This is a genomic window from Paenarthrobacter sp. NPDC092416, from assembly GCF_044755025.1.
Lineage (GTDB): Bacteria > Actinomycetota > Actinomycetes > Actinomycetales > Micrococcaceae > Arthrobacter.
In genome coordinates this window covers 216,177-239,484 of the sequence record NZ_JBIVQG010000001.1, presented here as the reverse complement: position 1 = coordinate 239,484, position 23,308 = coordinate 216,177, and the positions used below count along the sequence as shown (strand labels likewise).

Here is a 23,308-nt window from a genome sequence, read left to right as displayed (position 1 = left end):
GCTGGCTCTCCTCATTATTTGCTCATCAAAGACTCGTAAGCCCGGCTGTACGCCTGGGCGTTGGCTTCCCACGTCCTTGTGGCCAACACGTACTCCCTGCCCGCGGCGCCCAGCTGCTGGCGCAAAGCTTGATCCTCAAGCAATTCGAACAACACCTCAGCCAGCCCCTCCGGATCCTCAGCGTCCGTCACTCTGCCGTTTACGCCGTCGTGCACTATCTCACGCAACGCTTCAAGGTTGCTGGCTACAACCGGTCGTGCGGATGCCAGCGCCTCAACAGGCTTGAGCGGCGTCACGGCCCGTGTGACCGCAAGATCCTTACGGGGCACAACGAAAACGTCCAGCGCCAGGTGGTACAGGCGTGCCTGCTCCGGGAGGACGCGACCTGTAAAGATGGTCCGTTCCGAAAGTCCCAAACGCCGGACTTGGTCATGGAGCGCAGGGGCTGCCGTGCCGTCTCCGACCAAGACCAGCTTCAACTCTGACAGCCGCGGCGCAAGCAGCGCAAATGCTGTGACCAGATCGTCAAGGCCCTCGTAGTCAACAAGGCTGCTTACTGTCCCGATGTATAGCCCGTCAGGATCAAGGTCCAAAGCCAGTCTGGCGTCACGCTGTTCCAGGGGCTCTTCGAGGTACGCGCCGCCTACTGCGTTGGGGCAAATGAGGATCTTGGCATCCGGCACACCGTGTGCGGCAATGTTCCGTTTCATGGACTCTCCGAGTGTCACCACCAGGTCTGCGCTGCGCATGATCTCGGCTTCGCGTTCCGTGAAGAGTTGGTACCGTTCGCTGTTCCGGGCTGCTTCTCCTCGGGTTGATGCCCAGGTATCGGCGAGCTGACCCCTAACCTCGTAGACCCAAGGAATCTCAAGAGAGTCGGCTACCGCCCGCGCTACTAAGCCGTTGACGAAGTGCGTGGTGGTGTGGAGGACCGATGGCCTGAATTCCCGGGCGATCGAAAGGAGGCCGTTCGCCTGTTGCTGCAAGCGGCCGTCCACAGTAGGTGACATCCGGGATGGCAACAGCCGTTGGTAACGGACACCATCCAGTGTGTCGCTCAGTTTTGCAGTCAACACACCAACTTGGACGGGGTACCCCAAGCGCGTCACGGCCAAGGTTTCCCAGCCTGCATCCTGCTGGGCCGTGAGGATCGAGTGCGTGCGGCGCGCGTAGCCGCTCCCAGTGTGGGGCACGGAGTTGGTCAGAAGGTGAAGGACCCTGCGCGTCATCGGTGCCACGGCCGACTTCGGCAGCGATGGACGCCACCCCTGGAAGACGCGGAGTTCGGACTCCAGCCGCTGCCGCTGCTTTGCCATGCTGCCCGGCTTCCCCTCAAGGACGGCGACGGCGCCACTCATGTCGCCGTCGTACCACTTGCGTCGGGCGAGAGTCGCTGGAGCCCGGGTCACCGTGGTGGCCAGCGGCAGGAAACGGTCGGCCCATTCCGGTTGGCCCGCTGCGACGGCCACTTCCGCAGCCTTCCGGGCGCGCTCTCCCCCAATGCCTGCAGCGACTGCCTGCTCAAAGCGCCGGTTCAGGCCCGCGGTATCCCCTCCCGCATGGCTGGCCAGGAGGAACAGCGGGCGGGCGGAGTTGGGTGCCAATCGAGCAACGCAGCGTGCCATGGGCCTGACCAATACGGACGGCAGCCTGCGGAGAACTTGGAGGAAGAGCACCAAGGGCGCTTCCGTAATGTGCTCGGACACCGTTCCGGCGGTCAGAGCAATGTTCTTGAAGAGTTGGATCACGCGGCGGTCCCTTGATCTGCCACGGACTCCGGACGTACCAGTGCCGAGATCGATTCCATGTACCGTAGGGCGAGCTGGGCGTAATCGGCGTTGTTCGCCACCCACTCGCGGCCGCTCGTGCCCGAAGCAAGCCTGCTGCGGTCCTGTGCAAGTTCGCGCCACAGCTGCGCCACGGCCTCGGCTTTGGCGGGTACAACGTCGCCGCCACGTGCGTCAAGGATGATTCGTTCAGCTTCACCACGAACGACGGCGGTCACGTGCCTGCCGATGGCGAGGACCTCGTAGGTCTTGGACGGGACCGTCGTCTCGAAGGACTTCCAGTCGTCTCGCAGAGAAACGATGCAGGTGTCAGCCTCACGGTATTTCTCCAACACGGCTGGTCCGTGCAGCGAAGGGAAGAACGTGACGGGCGCGTTCAATTCGCGGGCCAATTTCACCAACTGCGGCCGGCTGGTTCCGTGTCCCACCAAAGTCAGGTGGAAGTCATCGCCCAGCATCGCGCTGGCCCGGATGAGGATGTCCAGGCGCTGACTCTTGCCGTGGTTGCCCAGGTACAGGGCCTCAAAGACGTCCCGCTCCAGAGCCGGCGGTTCCAGAAACGGCATGGAGTTGAGATCCAGTCCATTACTGACGGTGACAACGTTCTTGATGCCGCGGTCACGCAGGGTCTCTGCGAACCCTTCGGTAACGGTCACCACCAGGTCGGCGCGCTGCTGAACGAACTCCACCACGCGTTCCACCAGGCTCTTGACGCTGCCCTGCACGATTCTGGCGTCTCGGGCGAGGTCGGGCCAGGCGTCGCGCATCTCAATAATGAGAGGCACTTTGCGGATTCTCGAAAGAACGTAGCCGGTGGCTAATGTGGGGAGGCCGGGCGCGGTGGCAAGAATGGCGTCGGGCTTCCGTCCGCCCAAGCCGGCCGGCACCGACATCACGGCCGAGAAGACCTGATCAACCAATCGGGCCAAGGCAGAGCTTCCCAGATGCCGCAAATAGGGGACGCGCCTGATGGTCTCGCCGTGAGGGCCGTTTTGGTGGACAAAACCCACCCCGGCCTCGCGGCGCGGCAAATTACGCCGACCGTTCGGATAATGAGCTACGGGAGCGACGACGTCCACGTCCCACCCTGCCCTGCGGAATTCACGGGTAAGGGACATCCACCTGCGCTGCGGCGGGCTGTGCTCCGGCCAGTAGGAATGCGTCAGGAGCATAAGGCGCAGCGGAAAGGCGGGATTTGCCGCAGCCTTATCCCGTGAGAGGGGGTTGTTCATCACTTACTTGCCGTTGAGGCGGGGTCCGCGGATCCCTTTGGAACGTAGAGCGCGGAAGTATGCAACCCCCAGCAGGAGGAGTACCAATACCGTCACGCCTTGAACAAGCGGGTTGTTCTCGGCAACGGGAGCCAACGCAACTTTAAGCGGGCCAGTGATATCCGCGCTGACGACAGGTGGGGCTGCTGTCGTGGTGGGAGTAGGCGTCGGAGTCGGCTCAGCAGGGGCAGTGGTGGTCTCCTCCGCGGGAGCCTCAGGCTCTTCGACGTATTCGGTGCCAACATCGGTGGGCTGGTCTGGCGTAGTCGGATCCGCAGGCGCAATTGTCGGAACGACCACTGGCGCTACAGGTTCGACGACGGGCGGTGCCACGGGCGCGGGGGCCGGCTCCACAGGGGGCACAACCGGCGCGGGTTCAGACGGCTGGGGCTCCAAAGGATCGGGCTTCGTGCCGGGGTCGAGGACTGGCGGGAGGACCACTGGAGGGAACGTCTCCCCAGGATCGGGATTGGGCGAATTCGTGGTTTCGGGCACGGGCGTAGTGTCCGTGGCAGAGGCAGGCTGGGTTCCGAGGAACCCGAGAATGGCCAGCATCAAGACCACAAGTGCGGCCTGAACACGTTTAATTCCGGTGCCCAACTTTCCCCCCGTTAGTGTATTCAACGCGCTCGTAGCGCTCATTCCAGCTCAACCGCCAGAAAACGGGGCGGCCTGAGACTGCCAGCAGGTGAGGGCAGCCCGGTTTAGTCTAGCGTATGGATAACAGTCATCTTGGCCTATCCGCTGACCGGCCCGTTTTGCTACTCACAAGTAGGTGACCGATCCCGCAGGAGCCTTGCCCGTGCAGTTCAGGTGAACACGGTGACTGGATTCTTTCCGTTAGATTGGATCAATGGCCTCCGCCCCCCGAGCCCGATCCACCGTGGCAAACGTAGAAGCAGGGGCACATCCCTCAAACCGCCGCGGAGCTTGGCGACCGGCGCTGATCCTTATTGCAGCCTTCACCATGGTCGCCGGCCTCACCTACGTTCCCGCCGCCACAACACAAGTTCCGGCCGTCGAAACGATTGCCCCGGCGCCCCAGAAGGCGGTTCCTGCCGTCAAAACACCGGCACCACCGAGCTATCCCATTAGCGGCTACTTCATCTCTGCGAGTCCCCAGTACTCCACAAACTTTCAAAAGCTGGCAGACATCAAAGAGTTCGGTGGTGACACGGTCATCACCTTCGGGACATTGCTTAAGCCGGCCACGCTGGACTCACTTCCCGCGGATTGCATCATCGACGGAGTGAGCTGCGCCAAAGCCGCGGCCGGCTCCAAAAAAGTGCACCAATACTTCACTTTTCTGGACGGAAGTCGATGGGGTTCGTCAGCTCTGAAGTGTCCGGGCGATCGCAAAGTCACTAGCAATGGCAAGTCCTACGTTGTTCTGTTTTTCCCTACAGTTGGCCAAGGTTGTGCTTCCCCCAGTGGAGAGTACGACGTGGTGGTGGCGGGCGGCAGCCGAGCAACGGCTGATGACCCGTCGTCATCGTTGGCCTCAGCTGCAACGAAGCTGGGCATGAAGTATTACGCTGGCCTGCCTGCCCCGATCAAGAGAACGGATCTGGCTTACCTCCCCGATCTTTCGTACATGGGACCACTCACGCTCTTTACCGAGCGGTTCCTGCAGTACCACGCGGCCGTGAACAACGTGCCCGGTCTGGCCGGCTTTTATCACCACACGGAAATGCCACTAAGCAACAGCAGCACTTTCGATCCGGTATTGGCCCTCTACCAAATGCAGAACCGCGCTATCCATCGGCTCCTCCCCACACGGGAGGCGATCGTAAGCCCTTACTTGGATGCGCGGTTAAACAAGGTGTTCATCAGCCTGGATAAGGCCCGTGACGGAACGCGCAGAATTGCGCAGACATCGAGCGGTCTCGTTCTGAATATCGCTGTCCAGGACGGCATGGGAACGGGCAAGGGGGGCGCGTTCTCCAGCAACGATGCCAACTCTGCAGTGGACCGCTTTGCGGCATCAATTGTGGGCAAAGGGTCTTGGGCCAGCAAATACGTGGCCCCGAATCGCGACTACTTCGTGGCGGCAGCCTCCGGAGTTTCAGGAACAGGCGCTGTCCTTTGGGCCAATCTTGAAGGCATGGCGCCGGAGGCCGGCTCGAACGCCTGCGGCGATAATCTTCGAGGTCAGACCACCAAGGCGCGTATGGACAGGCAGCTTCAGCAAATGGCCAACGCCAGGAAGGTCATTTCCTTCATGTGGGATTCCTACTACACCTGCACAGGTTCCGGTAAGTCTCTGAAGGACCAGCTTGAGTCTGGACTCACTACGCCCATCATTACGGACACCACGTTCCGCGCTTCGACTGGTCAGGTACAAATAGCCGGATTCAACCTCAAGGCGGGCACGGCGCGCGTCAGGTGGACCGCGCAAAATGGGCTGGCCAAAGAAAAGACGCTGAAAGCCACGGGATCGAATGCAGCGTACGGGCAGTTGCACGGCCTGAATGATCGACTCGAAATGATCACGGTCAGTGTTGGTAAGACCACTCTGAATACAAGCAAGAGGTATGTGGTTACTGTCACCAACGAATGGGGCGTCAAGTCGGAGGATTTCTTTTCTCAACCCGGCTGAAAATCAACCGCAACAGGTAGCCCCCACCTAGCCCCAGACCGCTTTCAGGTGTCCTTGATAGGATGCTCTCTGCTGATGCCAACACCTAGGAATACATGACGCACCCGACTGATACCGAAGCCGTTGAGACCCAGTCCCGTCCGCGACGCCAGAAAAGCCCTAAAAAAACGGCTCGCAACGTGCTCCTCGGCTTCGCCGCAGTAGTGGTGGTTATAGGCCTCATCTGTGGCGCCTACATCTACAACCTGGCGCAAACGTTCAACTCAGGCACCACCAAGATCGAGGCTGCTTTCCCCGACGAGACCACTCGGCCTACCAAGAACGTCACGGGTGCCATGAACATCCTGGTGATGGGCAAGGACAAGAACAGGGACAGGTCCCTGGAAACGGAAGACCCCTCCGTCACGGACCAGCGCGCTGACACGCTGATGCTGGTCCACATCCCGGCCGACCGCAAGAACGTCTTCGCCATCTCCATCATGCGCGATACCTGGGTAAACATCCCTGGACATGGCGAAGCAAAGATCAATGCATCAATGTCACTGGGTGGGGTTCCCCTGACCGTCCAGACCGTGGAGTCCATCTTCAAGCAACGCATCGATCATGTTGCCATGGTGGACTTCGAAGGATTCAAGGGACTCACCGATGCGTTGGGCGGCGTGGAAGTGAACATCAAGACCGGATTCACTCCCAGTGTGCTCAAAGGCAAGGTCACCTTCCAGCCCGGCAAGAACTTGCTCGACGGCGAGAAGGCCCTGGCTTTCGTGCGTGAGCGTAAGTCCTTCCCTGACTCTGACTACTCGCGCGTCAAGAACCAGCAGCTCTTCCTCAAGGCGATTATCAGCAAGATCATTTCCAAGGAAACGCTCACGAACCCCATTACGGTCAACAACATGGTGGACTCAATCTCGCCGTACATCAGCGTGGACAAGGACTTCGACGCCGGTACGATCGGCGGCCTCGCGTTGCAGTTCAAGGACCTTCGCGAGAAGGACACCGTCATGTTCACCCTGCCCAACCTGGGTGTGGGCACGTCGACAGACGGCCAGTCGATCGTGCTGGCGGATAACGCGGCCATTTCCGGTATCGCCACGGCCATCGAACAGGACCAGTTGGCTGCCTACGTCACCGCGAACGGACTTGGGAACTAATGGTCCCTTTGGGCAACGACCGCCGGCTGGCATCTGGAAACGTTGCCTGTATTGACATGAGGTAGCGGTTTCCTCATCGCGCTGATGCGTCTAGGACTCCCAATTTGGGGCGGCATCAAGGGCTGTGATTTCTCTGGTTTTCCCAGATTGATGGTTTATCGTGAAAACGCGCCATCGCTATCGCTTGCCATCGAATCCAAGGAAAACATGACTCTCCCCGTCGAGAATGAGACGACCGAGACAGAGCCCGCCCACCGCCGTCGGAAGCGCCCCAGGAAGACAGCACGGAATGTGCTCCTTGGCTTCGCGGCAGCAGTCTTGGTGGCCGGCCTCATTGGCGGCGGATACCTCTATAACTTGGCGCAAACTTTTAATTCGGGCACCACCAAAATCGATTCCGCTTTCCCGGACGAGAGCACGCGACCGCCGAAGACCGCAACCGGCGCCATGAACATTCTGGTGATGGGCAAGGACAAGAACGCGGACAGGTCCCTGGACACGGACGACACCGCAGCGACTGACCAACGCACGGACACGCTGATGCTGGTCCACGTTCCGGCCGACCGGAAGAATGTTTTCGCAATTTCGATCATGCGCGATACCTGGGTGAACATCCCGGGTATGGGCGAAGCGAAGATTAATGCGGCAATGGCATATGGCGGAGTCGCTCTCACGGTTCAAACCGTTGAGTCCCTCTTCCAGCAGCGCATCGACCACGTGGCCATGGTGGACTTCGAAGGATTCAAGGGACTGACCGACGCCCTGGGCGGCGTCGAAGTCAACGTGCAGACTCCGTTCTCCCCCAGCACGCTTCCGGGGCACACGTTCAACGCTGGTAAGCAGACTCTCAACGGAACGGAAGCCCTGGCCTTTGTCCGTGAGCGAAAGTCGTTCCCTGACGCCGACTACTCACGTGTAAAGAACCAGCAGCTTTTCCTCAAGGCGGTTATCAGCAAGACGATCTCCAAAGAGACTCTGCTGAATCCCGTGACGATCAACAACATGGTCAGCGCCATTTCACCGTTCGTGAGCGTGGACAAAGACTTCGACGCTGCCACGATCGGCAGCCTCGCGTTCCAGTTCAAGGACCTCCGCGAGAAGGACACCGTAATGTTCACCTTGCCCAACCTGGGCGTTGGTACGTCTGCAGATGGCCAGTCGATCGTGGTGGCGGACATGGCCGCAATTTCGGAGATCGGAAAGGCAATCGGGCAGGACCAGTTGGGCGCGTACGTCGCGGCTAACGACCTCGGAAGCGGGAGCTAACGAGCTCGTCATTATGCGGCGGCCGAGTTGGGTGCCAGGTACGGCTGGCGGTCCGTCACCGTCAGAGTATGCGGACCACATCAGCGGCCAATAATACGTATCAACGCTAGGGCCAATTTCAGGCAGCTGGCAGGAGGAAGAAACGCGCATGAGTTTAACTCGGGCGGGTCTGCAAACGCCTACCCGTGCGACCAACGTCAGCGGATGAGCGCCCACACTACGACTAACGCAGTCCCAATGGCCAGCACCGCTAGACCGGACAATGCCATAATTCCCCAACTCCGCCGTCTGGACACGCGTTGAAGTTCCCTGCGCTCGCCAAAGTCCTTAATGTTCCCCATGCCAACCACTTTATGCAGACTGTTTGCACTTGTATTCAGTTTTAGGCGACGCGTGACGATAAGACGGGGTAAATTCTGTGTGACGGAACCCTCACGCACAAACTGGAGCCATCGAGACTAACTACATAGCGCGAGGGTCCAATCGCGGGTGCGCAGCGCTGAAATAGTGCGGCAAGGCGAGGGTCACGCGGAGATCCGCGACTAGCGGAGTTGGCTCCTGGCGTTATCGCGTGGTGTAGCTGCACGCAACTCTGTTCGAGAAGTCCAATCATCGCCCGCCAATCTCTACGAAACGGGCAGCATCGGGTTTCTGGCCGGTAGAATCCATGGCATGACAACAGCCGTGACGGGGGATGCACGACGAACGATCCCGCAAGTTAGTGCCGTACGCCTAAAGCAACAGGAAACAACCATCCGGGCTAAGGCTCCCATGCTTCTGACCCTGACAACGGTGTGGCTGTTGCTGGTTGATTCTCTTACCAGGGTGTCTGCCGGGCCGTTCAGCCTTTCGGGAGCCCTAACACTAGCCACGGCAGCTCTCTGCATTTTCCTCTCACCAATCGTCTTTCTTTCGCGCGCGTCCGGAAGGATTGGCACAGGGCGTGCCAGCCTGCCGTGGCCGCTGACGGCGTTCGTTGTGTTCGCCCTCAGTGCGCTGATCGTGACTCCCTCTGCAGAGGGTTTACAGAACGTTGCCGTATACACGATCTTTACTGCAACCGTGGCTTTGACGTCAGTGCAGGTTTCCCCGGCCGACGCCGAAGTACTCGGACGTAGAATTCGAGTCTTGGCCATTATCGTCACCGGCGCTTTTCTGGCCACGAACCTAGCCGGAATTCAGCTGTTTGGTGAGAGGTCCTTTGGCCTGGTCGGCTTGATCTTCCTGGCAGTCCTAATCCCGCATACACCGAAGAACAGGTTGGCCGGTTTGGCGCCATTCCTAGTCGCCGGCACCATAGCACTGAGCCTCTCCCGTACGGCGACGGTTGTTGCAATTACGATGCTCATGTTCCTCGCCGTACGCGCGAGGCGAGGATATAGATTGCTGGCATCTTTCTTCCTCGCAGCTGCGGCCGGAGCCGTCGCATATTGGCTCTTTAATTACTATGAACCCTTCAGAGAGCGGTTCATAGCTGGCGATGGAGCAGCCACAGTAGGCGGTGTCGAGCTAAACACTTCGGGCCGCGCAGTTCTTTGGGATATTACATACCGCTCGGCTCAAGAGGCACCCATTTTGGGGCACGGTCCAGGTTCGGCTTCGGCCCTCATAACGCCACTTTTCCGAAACATCGGACATCCACACAACGAGTACTTGAGGATCCTGCACGATTTCGGCTGGGTCGGTCTTCTACTATTCGGAGCGGGCATGATATTGCTAATCGCCCGAATCATTGTTCGGGCGAGATACTCTAGCAACCCAATTCATTGGTCTGCCCTTCTAGCTCTGTTTGCCGTGCTAGTTGCAGCCATCACAGACAATGTCATCGTGTACCCATTCGTCATGATGCCCTTAGGGCTGCTCGTGGGCGCTTCGCTAGGTTCGCCTTCTGGGCCGGCCCGAATTAGTCCGCAGTCAAACCGAGGGAAGACACGCTCAGGACGTGGACTGGTCGCGACGGCGAACAGGTGAGTAGCCCCGGCAAGTTTGCCCGAATAAGTTATGGTTGCCCTGCGCCCGGGTGCCAAGCCCATATCCACGAACCACAGAACCCGTCGCTACCCAGGCCACAAACGGTGATCATCCACGGTTAGCAACGTTTCGTGGCGCTGATCGCCGCGTGGCGAAAGAACCGCGTTGACCCGACGCGATAGTCGTCGTTGCCGAGCATCCGCGCTGCCACGGTGTCGACATCGGGCAGTTTGCAGTGTCGCGGAATCCGGCATATGAGCCACCCACAACCGAGACATCGAGGGATGCGGTGATCCAAGGTAGCTTCCCGATACCGATACGATTGCGGCCGCCAAAAGGGCGACCCAAAGCGTGTGGACCGAACCAGTCCTCGCATCTGGAGGGATCCGCGGCGAACATCCTGCGCCGACACGGGTACATCACGGAAGAGTCTCCAGTTCGCCCGAGCGGGCCGACGACGGCGCGTCGTCCAGATGTTGGGCTAGCGGGATTGCACGCGTGCCAACAAACCCACATGAGGGGGCTTGCTTCGATGGTCGATTCAATACGGACCAACCGCGAAGAGCCCCTACCCCGGCGTTTCTGTGCCGATCATGCGATAGTAGAAGGTCGAAGTTCGCTGTGCCTGCTTCGCAGCGTAGGCCAAGTAGGCTCAACTAGGGCTCCGCTTCTAACTCCTGCCCCATTTATGAGGGTGCGCGAAACATCCATCCCGCTACGGCTGCGAGTCCTTCAAGCTTCACAGCAGGAAACCTGACATACCACCGCTGGGAGCCCGCGGTCACTGGGCTGGTTGATGACTCTTGCCTCTTCAACCGTGGCCCTTCCATCTCCATTGACAGCGGAAACGTTAGCCTACTGACTTGGCCGTAGCTGTCGCCAAAACACGACGATGCGACTGAAACGCCGACGTCGCGCGGGTTGCACGGAGCACCAAAATGAGGCCGAAGACGAGCCGCGGTCACGCGCCCTTGGCCGAGGACATGCGTTCCGAATTTGACCGACTCCCTGAGGACTCTGCATCCGTCCGATAGTAGCTGTAGGCGTAAGCGTCCGGACCCTTGGCCGGCAATTGGTTGAGAACCATCCCGAAAACGTTCGAGTCTACAAGTTCAAGTGAATTCAGCGATTTCTCTAGATCATGTTGGCGAAGCTTATGGGAGCCAATAACAACCATTACGCCGCCAACATGCTGCGATAGGACCGCCGCGTCTGTGACCGGTAGAAGAGGAGGAGCATCAATGACGACCGTATCGAAAGCACCCTCCAATCGGAGAATCAACTGTTTCATTCCCTCAGAGCCCAAGAGCTCGCTGGGGTTTGGAGGTATCTCGCCTGAGGTCAGTACAAACAGATTGTCTTCGCCCCAAGCCTGAAGTAGATCGTTGACATCAGCCTTACCGACAAGGTATGTCGTTAGCCCCGCATTTCGGTCCAAGCCGAGGTAGTCACTAACCATGGGTCGGCGGAGGTCCGCGTCTACGAGACAAACCGACTGACCTGCCTGAGCTAGGGCGATGGATAGATTTATCGCCGTGGTACTTTTCCCCTCTCCAGGCAACGAGGATGTCACAAGCACAGATTTTGCTCGGCCCGAAACGTTCGCAAACTGAAGGTTTGTGCGCAACTGTCGGAATGACTCGGCACGAGGACTCTGGTGGGCGGCCTGTGTCAGAAGGGGCTTCCGAGTAGCGTCTTGGTCGAAGGAAATCCCACCCAGGAGCGGAGCATCAGTCACCTTCCGCAAATCGGCTTCAGTGCGAACTCGGTTGTCCAACACTGTCCTCAGAAGGGCGGCCGCTATGCCAAGGACAAGCCCGACCATGAAACCCAAGATCACATTAAGTCGGCCGTTCGGCGCCGACGGGGCAAGCGGTGCTTTGGCAGGCTTGATGATTGACAAGCTAACGGGCGACGACCCCCCCCGTCTTTGGCTTCTCCAAAGTATCTACCGTTCGTATCAGGCTGTCGCCCACGGCCTGCGCCAACGCAGCAGCTTGGACCGCGGATGCATCGGAAACTGAGATCTTGATCAGAACCGTGTTAAGTTCGGTCGTTGCAGTCACTCTCGATGCCAGTTCTTCGGCGGACACACTAATCCCCAGGGAATCGATTGCCGGCTGTAGAACTAAAGGCGAATCGATGGTTTGCACATACGACAAAACTCGCGCCTGGCTGAAATTGTTGCCCTGCTGCAGTTCCTGAACAGTGCCCGAGTTCTGAATTGCAACGAACAGTTGCGTCTCCGCTGTGTACGTTGGCTTGGAGAGCACAGTCAGCAGGCCGCCTGCCAAGAGCCCGAACAATGTGAAAGCAGTGATCAAGATCCAGTTGCGACGGAGAATTCGCACGTAGTCACGTATGTTCAAACCGAGTCCCCTTGAGTTGATAACTGGAAGTTGGCAGAGAGTGCCTTGGGGCGCCAACACGCCCACGGTAATTGTACGCATACGGCTGCGCCCTTTAGCGATTGAGGGCCCCTAGTCCGATGGTTCGCTAGCTTCACCAGTGCACCGACGAGTATGTCGCACTTGGCTGGAACCTGTTGGGCCGCCCGTTGCCATGTGTGAATGCAGTCTAGAGCGGAAAGATCGCGTTCGCGACAATATTTCCATTGGCTACGAAGGAGCGTTTCGGTAGCGGAAATCAGGCATCGACCGTACTGGTTCCACGCTGGCTCTCGCGCGCCCTCAATCTTAGTCGGGCTAATTGTGCCTGCTCACGAGCATTGCGAATGAGCCAACTCTTGAACGAATTAAGGTAGCCGATTGGCGTCCGCCTAATCTCCGTTGGCAGCTGATCAAGTGCCACTCCACTGCGTTGGGCAACGTTCCGACGTCGCGCCAAGTCGGCATACCAGTCGTTGCGGACAACGTAGCCAAGGCTAATCGGCCTGCTTGTACGGTATTTCACAAGTGGGATGGCGAGAGTGGCCAATCTAACTGGGCCCAACCGTAGGAGAAGACTGAAATCCTGGGCCCTCAAGCACGCTTCGTCGTAGCCGCCCACCTCAACGACCTGACTCCTTCGAAACATGGCTGCCGGATGTGGAATGGGCATCTTTTGGGCCAGTTGTCTAGCCCTGATTTCCGAAGTGTTCGTCGGCCAGCCTCCGACAACCGGTCCGCCCCACGCGCCGAACTCAAGAACCTGGGCCGATACTGCTCCAAGCTGCGGATCTTGGCTCAGTTGCTCAACTTGGAGTTCTAACCGCTGTGGCATAGAAATGTCGTCAGCGTCCATCACTGCGATAAAAGTCCCACGAGCAAGGGAGATGGCCCGATTGCGGCAGACGCCGGACCCAGAGTTCGTTTCCATCCGAATGATGGATACTCGGGGATCAGTAAAGTGCTCCGCTACAAAATCTGCCGTTCCGTCAGTCGAGGCGTCGTCCACTACCAACAACTCCCAGGAGTCAAAGGTTTGTTCCAGAATCGACTGAATGGCGTCGCCGATGACCTGCCGGTCGTTGAACGTCGGCATGATCACCGAAACGAGTGGTACTTCAGTGTGGCCGTTCGTACTCACAACGCCGATCCCTTCGCTGCAGGACCAATGACGTCTCGGACCTGACTCCACATAGCCTCAATCGACGAAACAAGAACCTGTCGTCGATGCTCCAGATCGCTACTCTTGGCCGATTCGACAACGAGGTCTAGCTTTTCTGACACGGAGTTGGGATCGTCCGGTTCGGCAAGCCAGTCGTCGACTCCAAACTGACTTAGCACTTCTCGATACTTGTGCGACCACGAGTGCGTAAGCACCGGCGTATTAGTGGTCAAAGCTGCCAAGACAGCGTGGTATCTCCCCGAAATCACAATCTCGGACTCAGCGATGAAGCGCTTCGTTTCCCAGCCCGTGAGGTCCGCAACAATACGAAGCGGCTCTTCAGACTGTAGGTGCTGCAGTAGCTGAAGATCCCGTTGCCCCTCATGTAGCAGGCCGACGACATCCAGCTGGTGGCGTCGGGCCCAGCGGACGCCCTCGATCAAGGAGGCGACATACGCCCCTTTGTCCCCGCGCTCCGCCAAGTTCCAATTGGGCACAACGACCATCCGCCTCAACCTAGGGAATTTGCCGCTCCGCAAATCTTCGCCGATGGTTATGTCCGGCACATGTTCGGACACCTGCGAGCCAAGCCCAAGGCTTCGTAGGTGTTCAGCCGAAGTGCTGTCTCGCGGAAAGACCAACCGGCAGATACTCAGAGCCTCCCGACACATGCTGGCAAGCGCTGGGTCAGTAAAGGCGCCATAGGCCTGTGGCAATGCGATTACCGGAATCCCCTGGCTATCCCACTGACGATACTTTCGCTGTAGCCACTTGGCTGTTTCAACGCCCCAAGCGTCGCCAAGTGCGAAGCCTGACGCATCCAGTACTCCGGATAAACCCTTAATACTGACGAGCTTCCCTGTCCGGACCTTCGGCAGATACTTGTCTGCCTTGTCGATCCTTGGGTTGCCCACGTATTGCGCAAGCCCAAGTTCCGCGATTAGCGATGGGTCTACTTTTCCGAATGTAACCGCAGGCTGCAGACCCATCCCGCGCAGTCGAGCAGCACAGGTCCTCAACAGGTGTTCAGCCCCGCGGTTGCCCAGAAACTTGTCCCCAACTTCGGCTCCGTTAATCAGAATGGTGTTTAGCGCCATGTCACTACCGTCCCCATGTTTCGTTTGTGGCTCCTGGGAACCTCTTGACCGTCGGTGCCATACCCAATTGCTATGAGCATGATGACTCTTTCATCCTTCTGAAGACTCAACGCCTCAGACATCCTTCTGTTTAGCGAGGGGATTTCCGGCCAGTTGATGCAGCACGAACTCAAGCCGAGGCTTTCCAGGGAGAGTATGAAACCCGTCGCGAAAAGACCACCATCAACGTAGATCGCGTGTCTGTCCCGGTGGTGCTCGTAGCCCCGGTGTTGACCTATTAGGACGCCGAGCAACGGAATCTGGTGCGAGAAGCCTGCGGTCCCCATCGGGATGGCGGCGACCTGGTCCAGGAGGGTGCCTTGCTCCAAGAGCTCCAACCTGAAGCTCTGCCGGTTGCAGGCACTAGGCGCGGTCAGTCCGACTTCCAGCGCCTTTTCAATCACGTTCCTCGGCACAGGATTCGGATTGAACCAGCGAACTGAACGACGATTACGAGCCGCCTCCGAAATCCCATCGAACGAAGTTTCAGAATTCAACGAACGGTAAGGGAACGGTGACAGTTCCTCCGCAACCACCGAGTGAGTATGATCCGTTAGATCCCAACGTCTCCGTGCCCGCACTATTCGATCATCTGATGATTCTCGCGTAGCTTCAAAGAACCTTGCCAACACATCCCTAGCCCACTGCAGTTCGCCCCAGTCCTCTGTGCCTGATGAGCACAGGTTAATGTACGTATCGACCGTGCCCTCAACATAGTCAGCTGCGAAGGACTTTCTCATCGGCCGAGAAATCAAGCCTTTCTCGATCCTATGGACTGAACGACGGAGAAACATTCGGTGGTCGCGACGTCTTTCGCCACTAAAATGCAACTGGTTACCATGGAGGACAGCATTCTTTTCATCGCTGAAGGCACCTGTCACGAGAAAATAGAGGCTGGCTCCTAGACCCACCTTGGCCATGTGGGAGGCCTTGCTGAAGACTGTTCGTTTTTGTCGGCGGAGTGACTCGACAATCCTGTCAGAAGGTTTCAACTTCTATTGCCTTTCAGATATTGCTCGGTACGCAGTGAGCCGGACGGTTCTTTTTGAAAGCATGAGTCCACCGAAGGCAAGGCAAAGAAGGCGCCGACCCTGCTTGGTAGTCGCCATGCTGATGCCTAGGGACAACGGGTGTGCAACGGCAGCTGCCAACGCGGCACCTAGCACTCCAAAGACTGGGATCAGGACCAGATTAAGGCCCGCACTACAACACAGCATCGTTAGATTATTCACCAAACTGACGTTGTAGGCCTTTTCAATAATTATAAGACGACTCAGGAATTGCCGCTGAAAAACAAAGAAGGTGGAAATTGCATAGATGGGCAGCAAGCCCGCAGCAATCGAGAATTCCGACCCATAAAGCCATTCAATGAGAAACGGACCAGCGAGTGCCAAAAATAACGTCATGCCTAAGCCAAGCAGGCCAATCAATCGTCCATTTCTTCGCGCGCTTCGAGCGTAGCTAGAGGGGCTACCGCTTGAACGAACGAGACCGTTGAAAAGAACGGTGACCAAACTTGTCGCAAGAATTACAGAAGCCTCGACAGGTCGACTTGCCGTGGAGTACTGACCCACATCAGTTTGACCAATCAGTGCGCCAACAATAAAGAGATCGATTCGTTGAGCCAGGGATGACATCACATTCCCAAGCCACAGACTGCGAAGTGACCAGATCTGCTCAATTCCCGATCTGTATTCACGAAATGCAGCGGGAATAAGTCTGAGCAGGAACCCAGATCGAGGCAAGACAGCGATCTGCCAAAGAGCCGCCTCAACGCCCTGCCATATCAGCACACGGGGAAGATCGCCATCACTGGCTGCGTAGAATTTTGGTATGGCCACAACCAAAACGACCAACGTTCTAGCAATACCCATTGAGAAGAAGTGCCCTTTAGCGGACTTTCCAAGCTCACCGACATCAAAAGTTCCAATGGCATAACCGCTGAAAAACACAGCTAAGGCCACGGGATCATCAATAATACCAGTGCCCGCACTAACTAGGCCGCCCACCACGAACGTTGGCAGAATCAGTACGAGTCGCGATGAAATAAGCGAAATAATAGAAGCTTCGACGTTCGGACCGGCGGTCAAAAGCCTGTGGACGGCGGCCCCCGCCAAACCTCCGACGGAAACTGCCTGCATGAGCGCCGCGCCAGCCAGAAGCAACGACAACGCACCAAGGTCGTCGGCGCCTGAGCTCCGACCAAGTAGAACTGTCAGAATGAACAAGCTCAGGACTCGAAGTACGATCCCCGCAGTTAGTGCACTCGTTTTCGTAACCGCGGAGACAAATTTTCTAAAGCTGCTCGGCCGCGCTTTCTGCGGGACGGCCTTCAATTGAGTCTGAGAGGATTCCATTCCGGTTCAGACACTTCTTTGAAATATTTGCTGCAAAACCATCACCGCTCGGCGCTGACAATTTCACGTGCTGGATTACCTGCAACGACGGACCCTGCAAGTACGTCTCGGGTGACAACTGAGCCGGCACCTATCTTTGAATTCTCTCCAACATTCACACCGCCGATGATGATCGCATTCGCCCCAATTTCCACACCGTCCTCAATTACTGGACACGGACCTCCAGGAACCTTATTTCCAATCACAATGCCATTTCTCAAGGTGACCTTGGAGCCGATTATCGTATGATCGTTGACTACCAACCCGAAGCCATGAAAAATCGTTATCCCCGGGCCAACGACTGTTTTGGGGCGGAGCTCCAACCCAAGGAGAAACTCCGTAAGTACTCGATACAATGCCACAAAAGGAAATGAAATCACCCTCGGCCGCTCATTGTCCTGCATGAGCCATTGGCAAGTACGTAGCGCTATAAGAACGAGTTGCGCCTTAGGATCACGGGGGTTTGCCGCGCAGTCAGCGGCAATGAATCGCCGAAGATCGCTGGCGGTTTCAATTCCTAAGTTCATTTTTTTCACGCCCCGTACTCGTAATGGTCCGTTGGTAGATTTCTGTCATCCTGTCGATCCAAGCTGACTCGGTATACTCCTGAAGGTAACGTGCCTTGGATTTCTCTGAATAGTAAGCATGCCGGCTATTCACGGTCCGAATGGCGTCACCAACCGATTCGGCGTGTGCATATACCACGCCGTGTGCATGCCTGACGATGTCGTCAGCAGCGCTGTTTCCCGCCCTGGCAACTACGGGCAGGCCCGCTGCCATCGCCTCCAAGTAAATGGTTGGAAGCCCTTCCGCCCAACTACTCGGCAGAATGAGACCAGTAGCGCCGCGGAGCTCGGCCAGTAACGTTTCCCGAGGGACGGCACCTGCGAAAGAAACGTTGGGGCCGCCAAGACTGGCGGCTTGAGCAAGAGACGGGCCGTCACCAAACACTGTCAGAGGCTGGTCGTCCGGCCAGCTTTGTAGTAGCTCAACGATGCCCTTTTCCGGGGTTAGGCGCCCGGCATATATCCATGCCTGCTTCGCCAACTTCCCTGAGCTGTGCAAATCGGCACCGACGAAATTCGGCACTATCGTACATCTGGGCTCCCGAAGTCCCAGCTCTCGATATTTCGCCAACGCACGATCGGACAAAAAGATCAGTTCGTTCGCCCGCGACAGAAGAGGATCCCTGTTCAATCCTCGAGAGTTACGAATGGCCAGCGGAAGACTGGCAATACGTGAGTCCTTGTAGCAGGCATGGATTACAGCATTGTGGTGTCCCGACTCCGGACACTCGGAGCAATTCTCGCCGTCTCGGAACAAGGTTCCGGCCGCACAGACTGGGCGAAAGTTATGGACTGTTGCCACGACCGGCCCCTGCCATACTCGAAGCCAATGGGTCGAATAGTTCGGAAATAAGTTATGCACATGCACAATGTCCGGAGAAAAGCTCTTCAGCCGCTCAACAGGAGATTCGCCTCGTCCGCTAACGACGTTAATGGCGGTCCTAAGCTTGTAGTGCGGTTCTTTGGCTAGATCGTCCGTTCTAACGTCAACGAGGAGGACGTCGTGGCCACTCTTTGATAGCGCCTGGACCTGCATTTCTACTACATTGTTTTCGCCGCTTGGCACCGCCCCCGAGTAGAAACTGTGGACAACTGCAATCCTCACCTTGACAGGCTATTTCTCGTGGCCGCATACAAGAACACCACGTTGCCCCACGCATAACGCTTCCATAGCCTTCGTGGCTCGGAGAGAAGGCGGTGAAGCCATTCGAATCCAATGGCCGTAACCCATCGAGGAGACACAGGCTTGGTTCCCGCCGAGAAATCAAAGGCTGCCCCCACGGCCGCACTCATAATCCCAACGGATGCCAGCCTTGCCGCTTCATAGTCCTGCTTGGGCGTCCCGAGGCCGACCCAGACTATTTCGGCGCCAGAAGCCCGAATCTGGTCGTCCTGCGCATCTAATTCTTCCGATGACATGTTCCGGAATGGAGGACTAAAGCTTCCAACAATTTGGACCCCTGGGTATCGCGCCTCCAAGCTTAGCTGGAGTTTTCGAAGGGTCTCATCAGTGGAACCAAGCAAGTAATGGCGAAGACCAACGTCTCGCCCGCGACTCATTACAGCCTCAAAAAGTCCAGGACCGCGAACCTGATGCAGGCGGCGGTGCAGCACGGAGATTGGCTTGCCATCGGGGAAGTTGAGAGCAGACTCTGAGACGCACTTTCGAAACGAGGAATCCGTTTCTGCTAAGGCGATGCTATAGGCGTTGAGGAAATGGATGTCGGCCGCTGGCCCGCCGGCCCTGACTCTGCCAATGATTATGTCTACGGCCTGATCGGGCGTCGAAGACGAAAACGGAACACCTGCAAATTTTACCTTGTCCATTGTACCCCCTGCCAATGATTACACCCGTTGATGCCGACCGGTCCAAGCGAAGCGCATCGAGTCATACGGCGCGGTTCGCGGGACTGTTCGGTCGGCCCAGTGTACCAATTGACCAAGCCTGTAAAGATTCAGTTGTGTAAAACATCGAAACGAAACCATTGTGTAACCCAGTAGCAAGTGAAAGCAGGTAGGCTGACCGCCAACGGCCGTCCGTTGTGTGGGCGCAGCGACTCAGGCGTCGCCCACGGGCCGGTAAATTTGGTTTCATGTCACAGACTCAGGGGGAACTGCGTTGACTAAACGTGCCTTCATCACCGGTATTACAGGTCAGGACGGCTCCTATCTTGCGGAGTTGTTGCTCGCGAAGGGGTATGAAGTTCACGGACTTATTCGCCGGGCCTCGACGTTCAACACAGCTCGAATTGACCACTTGTATGTTGACCCTCACGACCCGAAGGCGAAACTCTTTCTTCACTACGGTGATCTCAGTGACGGTGCGCGCCTTGTGACACTCATGGCCGAAATACGTCCGGATGAGGTTTACAACCTTGCGGCCCAGTCTCATGTACGTGTCTCATTTGACGAGCCCGAGCACACCGGGGACACAACAGGAATTGGCTCCATCCGGCTCCTCGAGGCCGTCCGGATGTCCGGCATCGAAACGAGGTTCTATCAGGCCTCATCGTCTGAAATGTTCGGCGCCACTCCTCCTCCGCAGGACGAGGACACTCCGTTCTATCCCAGATCTCCTTATGGAGCCGCCAAGGTATATAGCTACTGGGTCACCAAGAACTACCGCGAGGCCTACGGTATGTTCGCGGTCAACGGGATTCTCTTCAATCACGAATCGCCACGTCGTGGCGAAACATTTGTAACACGGAAGATCACCCGTGCCGTCGCCGCGATCAAGGCCGGCCGACAGGATCTCCTGTTTATGGGAAACCTGGACGCCGTACGTGACTGGGGCTACGCAGCAGAGTACGTCGAAGGTATGTGGCGGATGCTGCAAGCAGATGCACCCGAGGACTTCGTCCTCGCTACTGGCGGCAACTACACGGTTAAGGATTTCCTCCAGATCGCCTTCGAGCACGCAGGACTGAATTGGGAGGAACACGTACGATTCGACGAGCGGTACCTTCGCCCCACAGAAGTCGATGCTCTCGTTGGTGACGCTTCAAAAGCACACGAAAAATTGGGCTGGAAAGCGACAGTTCAGACTCCGGAACTTGCTCGCATCATGGTGGACGCTGATATCGAAGCACTCAAGAACGCCGGGAACCACTGGATCGACACCGTCGACCTTGAGAGCTGGAGGAACTAATGGCTGAGGCCACAGCATTCCGGCCTGGTCCCCTGGACCGCGATGCAAGCTTCTATGTTGCGGGCCACAAGGGCTTGGTGGGTTCCGCTATCTGGCGCAGGCTCAAAACCGAGGGCTTCACAGGCTTGACCGGACGGACCTCAGCAGAGCTCGATCTGAAGAATCGGGAAGCGGTATTTGCCTTTTTCGCCGAGAACAAACCCCGTTATGTCGTGCTAGCTGCCGCGAAAGTGGGCGGTATTCTGGCCAATAGTACCTATCCTGTGGACTTCTTGAGCGATAACCTAAGGATCCAGGTCAACGTATTGGATGCTGCCCGCGAGTATGGCACGGAGCGGTTGCTCTTCTTGGGTTCGTCCTGCATTTACCCCAAGTTCGCTGAACAGCCGATTCGTGAGGATTCGCTACTGACTGGGCACTTGGAACCCACAAATGACGCCTATGCTATAGCGAAAATTGCTGGAATCATGCATGTGCAGGCCATCCGACGACAATACGGTTTGCCGTGGATCTCGGCAATGCCGACTAACTTGTACGGTCCCGGGGACAACTTTTCACCGACGGGTTCCCACGTGCTTCCCGCGCTGATCCGTCGCTACGATGAAGCTGCTGCTTCGGGGGCCAACGCCGTAACGAACTGGGGATCTGGTTCACCGCGTCGAGAATTCCTCCACGTTGATGACATGGCGTCGGCATGCCTGCACCTACTGGAACATTACGACGGCCCCGAACAGGTGAATGTAGGGACCGGGACAGACGTCACGATCAAGGAACTTGCTGAGATCGTCGCCGACTCGGTGGGGTACGACGGCGCCATCGAATGGGACACGTCAAAGCCAGATGGGACGCCCCGCAAGCTCCTAGACACTTCGCGCCTTTCGGCAGTGGGGTGGACAGCCTCCATTGCGCTAGAGGACGGAATCCGGTCGACGGTCGCATGGTACCGATCGAATCTCGCGAAAATCCGCAGCTAGTCGTCGTCAGTTTCGCAGCTTCGGAAAGGGAATGGGGCCTCTTTGAGTCGTGATAAGGATTGGCAGGTCCGAGCATCCCGCCGACTGCGTGTGGTGGATGCTTTTGTCATTGCATGGGCTGTCGTGGGCGCATACGTAATTCGGTTCGGGTTCGACCCTGACTTTGTGATAACAGGTCAGGAGGCCAATTACGTTTGGATGTCCGTCGCCATCGCGGTTGTCTGGTGGTTCATGCTTGGCGCGTGGAACAGCCGGCAAAGCCGGATTCTGGGCGCCGGTCCCGATGAGTACAAGCGAGTAGCAGCGGCTTCACTTTGGTTATTTGGGCTAATTGCTATCTTCTCGTACGTCCTGAGGCTCGAACCCGCTCGGGGCTACGTGGGAATAGCTCTTCCCGTCGGTTTGGCCGGACTGTTGCTCGCGCGCTGGCTGCTCCGCCAACACCTCAGCGTCGCGAGGCAAAAGGGTGACAGCATGTCAAGACTCCTGCTTCTTGGTGGTCCGAGTGCCGTTGCTCACTTAGCTTCATCGCTTTACCGCGCAAAGCATTCAGGATATCTCCCAGTTGCGGCATACACGCCTGGCGCGCCTGGGCGACCGAGCATCGAACCCAATTCCGGGCTACCGATACTGGGCCACGACACCGATACGGATTCCGTTTTGGCCGCAATCGAAAGCTGCCAAGCTGATGCCGTAGCTGTCTCCGCTGGCGTTCAGTTGCATCCCCAAACCATTCGACACCTGGGGTGGGAACTCGCCGCTCGGAATATCGGTCTCATCATGGCTCCAGCCCTCACCGACATAGCCGGGCCCAGGATCCATACGCAACAGGTAGCAGGGCTTCCGCTGATCCACGTAACAACACCGACGCTTGAGGGCGGCCAACGCGTAGCCAAACGTCTTTTCGACGTTCTGGTGTCCGGAATTCTGATCGTGATCGCGTCGCCTCTCATGATTGCAATCGCCTTGTTGGTCAAGATTGGCAGCAATGGCCCCGTTCTTTTCAAACAGGACCGTGTGGGTATCGAGGGGCAACACTTCCAAATGTTGAAGTTCAGGTCCATGGTGCTGGATGCCGAGGCACGCTTACTGGAACTGCAGCATCGGAACGAGGGGAACGGCTTGCTCTTCAAGATCAAGGATGACCCTCGCATAACCCGAGTCGGAGGGGTCCTCCGAAAATACAGCCTCGACGAATTGCCACAACTATTCAACGTGTTCGTTGGCGCCATGAGCCTCGTGGGCCCCCGCCCTCCACTTCCTCGAGAAGTGGAGGCCTACGAGAGCGACGTGCGACGCCGCCTGTTAGTCAAACCAGGGCTCACCGGACTTTGGCAGGTCAGCGGACGGTCAAACCTGTCATGGCAGGACTCCGTTCGCCTCGACCTCTACTACGTTGAGAACTGGTCTCTTGCAGGAGATTTGGTGATCATTCTCCGTACAGCCCGCGCAGTGTTCCATAGCACTGGCGCTTATTAGCCCTTCCCGTCCAAC

General features: G+C 57.5%; 19 protein-coding genes. 7 read left to right on the top strand and 12 right to left on the bottom strand.

All coding sequences use genetic code 11. The features are described 5' to 3' along the window. Positions 1–14: 14 nt before the first annotated feature. The 3 genes from ACIQC5_RS01050 to ACIQC5_RS01040 form a co-directional block, all read right to left on the bottom strand. Positions 15–1,748, bottom strand: coding sequence for a glycosyltransferase family 4 protein (locus ACIQC5_RS01050; protein WP_400277790.1), 1,734 nt, complete (start codon positions 1,746–1,748; stop codon positions 15–17). Beyond that, positions 1,745–2,905 carry a glycosyltransferase family 4 protein gene (locus ACIQC5_RS01045; protein WP_400277789.1) on the bottom strand — a complete coding sequence of 387 codons (1,161 nt, stop codon included), beginning with the start codon at positions 2,903–2,905 and terminating at the stop codon, positions 1,745–1,747. The genes ACIQC5_RS01050 and ACIQC5_RS01045 overlap by 4 nt, the downstream gene beginning before the upstream one ends. Before the next feature lie 117 nt (positions 2,906–3,022). Beyond that, positions 3,023–3,658 carry a hypothetical protein gene (locus tag ACIQC5_RS01040; RefSeq protein ID WP_400277788.1) on the bottom strand — a complete coding sequence of 212 codons (636 nt, stop codon included), beginning with the start codon at positions 3,656–3,658 and terminating at the stop codon, positions 3,023–3,025. Between the two features lie 253 nt (positions 3,659–3,911). Between ACIQC5_RS01040 and ACIQC5_RS01035 the strand changes: the two genes are divergently transcribed. The 4 genes from ACIQC5_RS01035 to ACIQC5_RS01020 all read left to right on the top strand — a co-directional run bounded on the left by ACIQC5_RS01035 (position 3,912) and on the right by ACIQC5_RS01020 (position 10,045). Then, positions 3,912–5,657: a hypothetical protein gene (locus ACIQC5_RS01035; protein ID WP_400277787.1), complete on the top strand. Its 1,746-nt coding sequence runs from the start codon at positions 3,912–3,914 to the stop codon at positions 5,655–5,657. Positions 5,658–5,752: 95 nt separating this feature from the next. Continuing rightward, the gene (locus ACIQC5_RS01030) at positions 5,753–6,808 is read left to right on the top strand and encodes an LCP family protein (RefSeq protein WP_400277785.1); all 1,056 of its coding nucleotides are present in this window, start codon (positions 5,753–5,755) and stop codon (positions 6,806–6,808) included. A 207-nt stretch (positions 6,809–7,015) separates the two neighbouring features. Continuing rightward, the gene (locus tag ACIQC5_RS01025; RefSeq protein WP_400277784.1) at positions 7,016–8,074 is read left to right on the top strand and encodes an LCP family protein; all 1,059 of its coding nucleotides are present in this window, start codon (positions 7,016–7,018) and stop codon (positions 8,072–8,074) included. A gap of 672 nt (positions 8,075–8,746) precedes the next feature. Then, on the top strand, positions 8,747–10,045 hold the full coding sequence (locus tag ACIQC5_RS01020) for an O-antigen ligase family protein (RefSeq protein WP_400277783.1): 1,299 nt from the start codon (positions 8,747–8,749) through the stop codon (positions 10,043–10,045). Positions 10,046–11,006: 961 nt separating this feature from the next. On the opposite strand, the gene ACIQC5_RS01015 is transcribed toward ACIQC5_RS01020, so the two are convergent. The 9 genes from ACIQC5_RS01015 to ACIQC5_RS00975 form a co-directional block, all read right to left on the bottom strand. Next, on the bottom strand, positions 11,007–11,870 hold the full coding sequence (locus ACIQC5_RS01015; RefSeq protein WP_400278669.1) for a CpsD/CapB family tyrosine-protein kinase: 864 nt from the start codon (positions 11,868–11,870) through the stop codon (positions 11,007–11,009). 79 nt (positions 11,871–11,949) lie between these two features. Continuing rightward, complete coding sequence (locus ACIQC5_RS01010; RefSeq protein ID WP_400277782.1) at positions 11,950–12,414, bottom strand: YveK family protein; 465 nt, start codon at positions 12,412–12,414, stop codon at positions 11,950–11,952. Between the two features lie 277 nt (positions 12,415–12,691). Further along, the gene (locus ACIQC5_RS01005) at positions 12,692–13,573 is read right to left on the bottom strand and encodes a glycosyltransferase family 2 protein (RefSeq protein WP_400277780.1); all 882 of its coding nucleotides are present in this window, start codon (positions 13,571–13,573) and stop codon (positions 12,692–12,694) included. Further along, entirely contained in the window at positions 13,570–14,691 is a 1,122-nt protein-coding gene (locus tag ACIQC5_RS01000) for a polysaccharide pyruvyl transferase family protein (RefSeq protein WP_400277779.1), read from the bottom strand. Before ACIQC5_RS01000 ends, ACIQC5_RS01005 begins: the two co-directional genes overlap by 4 nt. Continuing rightward, positions 14,682–15,650, bottom strand: a complete 969-nt coding sequence (locus ACIQC5_RS00995) for a nitroreductase family protein (RefSeq protein WP_400277777.1) — start codon at positions 15,648–15,650, stop codon at positions 14,682–14,684. Before ACIQC5_RS00995 ends, ACIQC5_RS01000 begins: the two co-directional genes overlap by 10 nt. A 75-nt stretch (positions 15,651–15,725) precedes the next feature. Continuing rightward, positions 15,726–16,958, bottom strand: a complete 1,233-nt coding sequence (locus ACIQC5_RS00990) for a lipopolysaccharide biosynthesis protein (RefSeq protein WP_400277776.1) — start codon at positions 16,956–16,958, stop codon at positions 15,726–15,728. Positions 16,959–17,128: 170 nt separating this feature from the next. Beyond that, positions 17,129–17,653, bottom strand: coding sequence for a serine O-acetyltransferase (locus ACIQC5_RS00985; RefSeq protein ID WP_400278668.1), 525 nt, complete (start codon positions 17,651–17,653; stop codon positions 17,129–17,131). After that, positions 17,637–18,797, bottom strand: a complete 1,161-nt coding sequence (locus ACIQC5_RS00980; protein ID WP_400277775.1) for a glycosyltransferase family 4 protein — start codon at positions 18,795–18,797, stop codon at positions 17,637–17,639. The genes ACIQC5_RS00985 and ACIQC5_RS00980 overlap by 17 nt, the downstream gene beginning before the upstream one ends. Then, positions 18,794–19,519: a WecB/TagA/CpsF family glycosyltransferase gene (locus tag ACIQC5_RS00975; RefSeq protein WP_400277774.1), complete on the bottom strand. Its 726-nt coding sequence runs from the start codon at positions 19,517–19,519 to the stop codon at positions 18,794–18,796. Before ACIQC5_RS00975 ends, ACIQC5_RS00980 begins: the two co-directional genes overlap by 4 nt. A gap of 292 nt (positions 19,520–19,811) precedes the next feature. Between ACIQC5_RS00975 and gmd the strand changes: the two genes are divergently transcribed. Genes gmd through ACIQC5_RS00960 form a run of 3 tightly spaced genes read left to right on the top strand, consistent with a single transcriptional unit; the run spans position 19,812 to position 23,293 of the window. Continuing rightward, positions 19,812–20,840: a GDP-mannose 4,6-dehydratase gene (gene gmd, locus ACIQC5_RS00970; RefSeq protein ID WP_400277773.1), complete on the top strand. Its 1,029-nt coding sequence runs from the start codon at positions 19,812–19,814 to the stop codon at positions 20,838–20,840. After that, entirely contained in the window at positions 20,840–21,814 is a 975-nt protein-coding gene (locus tag ACIQC5_RS00965; RefSeq protein WP_400277771.1) for a GDP-L-fucose synthase family protein, read from the top strand. The genes gmd and ACIQC5_RS00965 overlap by 1 nt, the downstream gene beginning before the upstream one ends. A gap of 42 nt (positions 21,815–21,856) precedes the next feature. Further along, entirely contained in the window at positions 21,857–23,293 is a 1,437-nt protein-coding gene (locus tag ACIQC5_RS00960; RefSeq protein WP_400277769.1) for a sugar transferase, read from the top strand. Positions 23,294–23,308 lie beyond the last annotated feature (15 nt).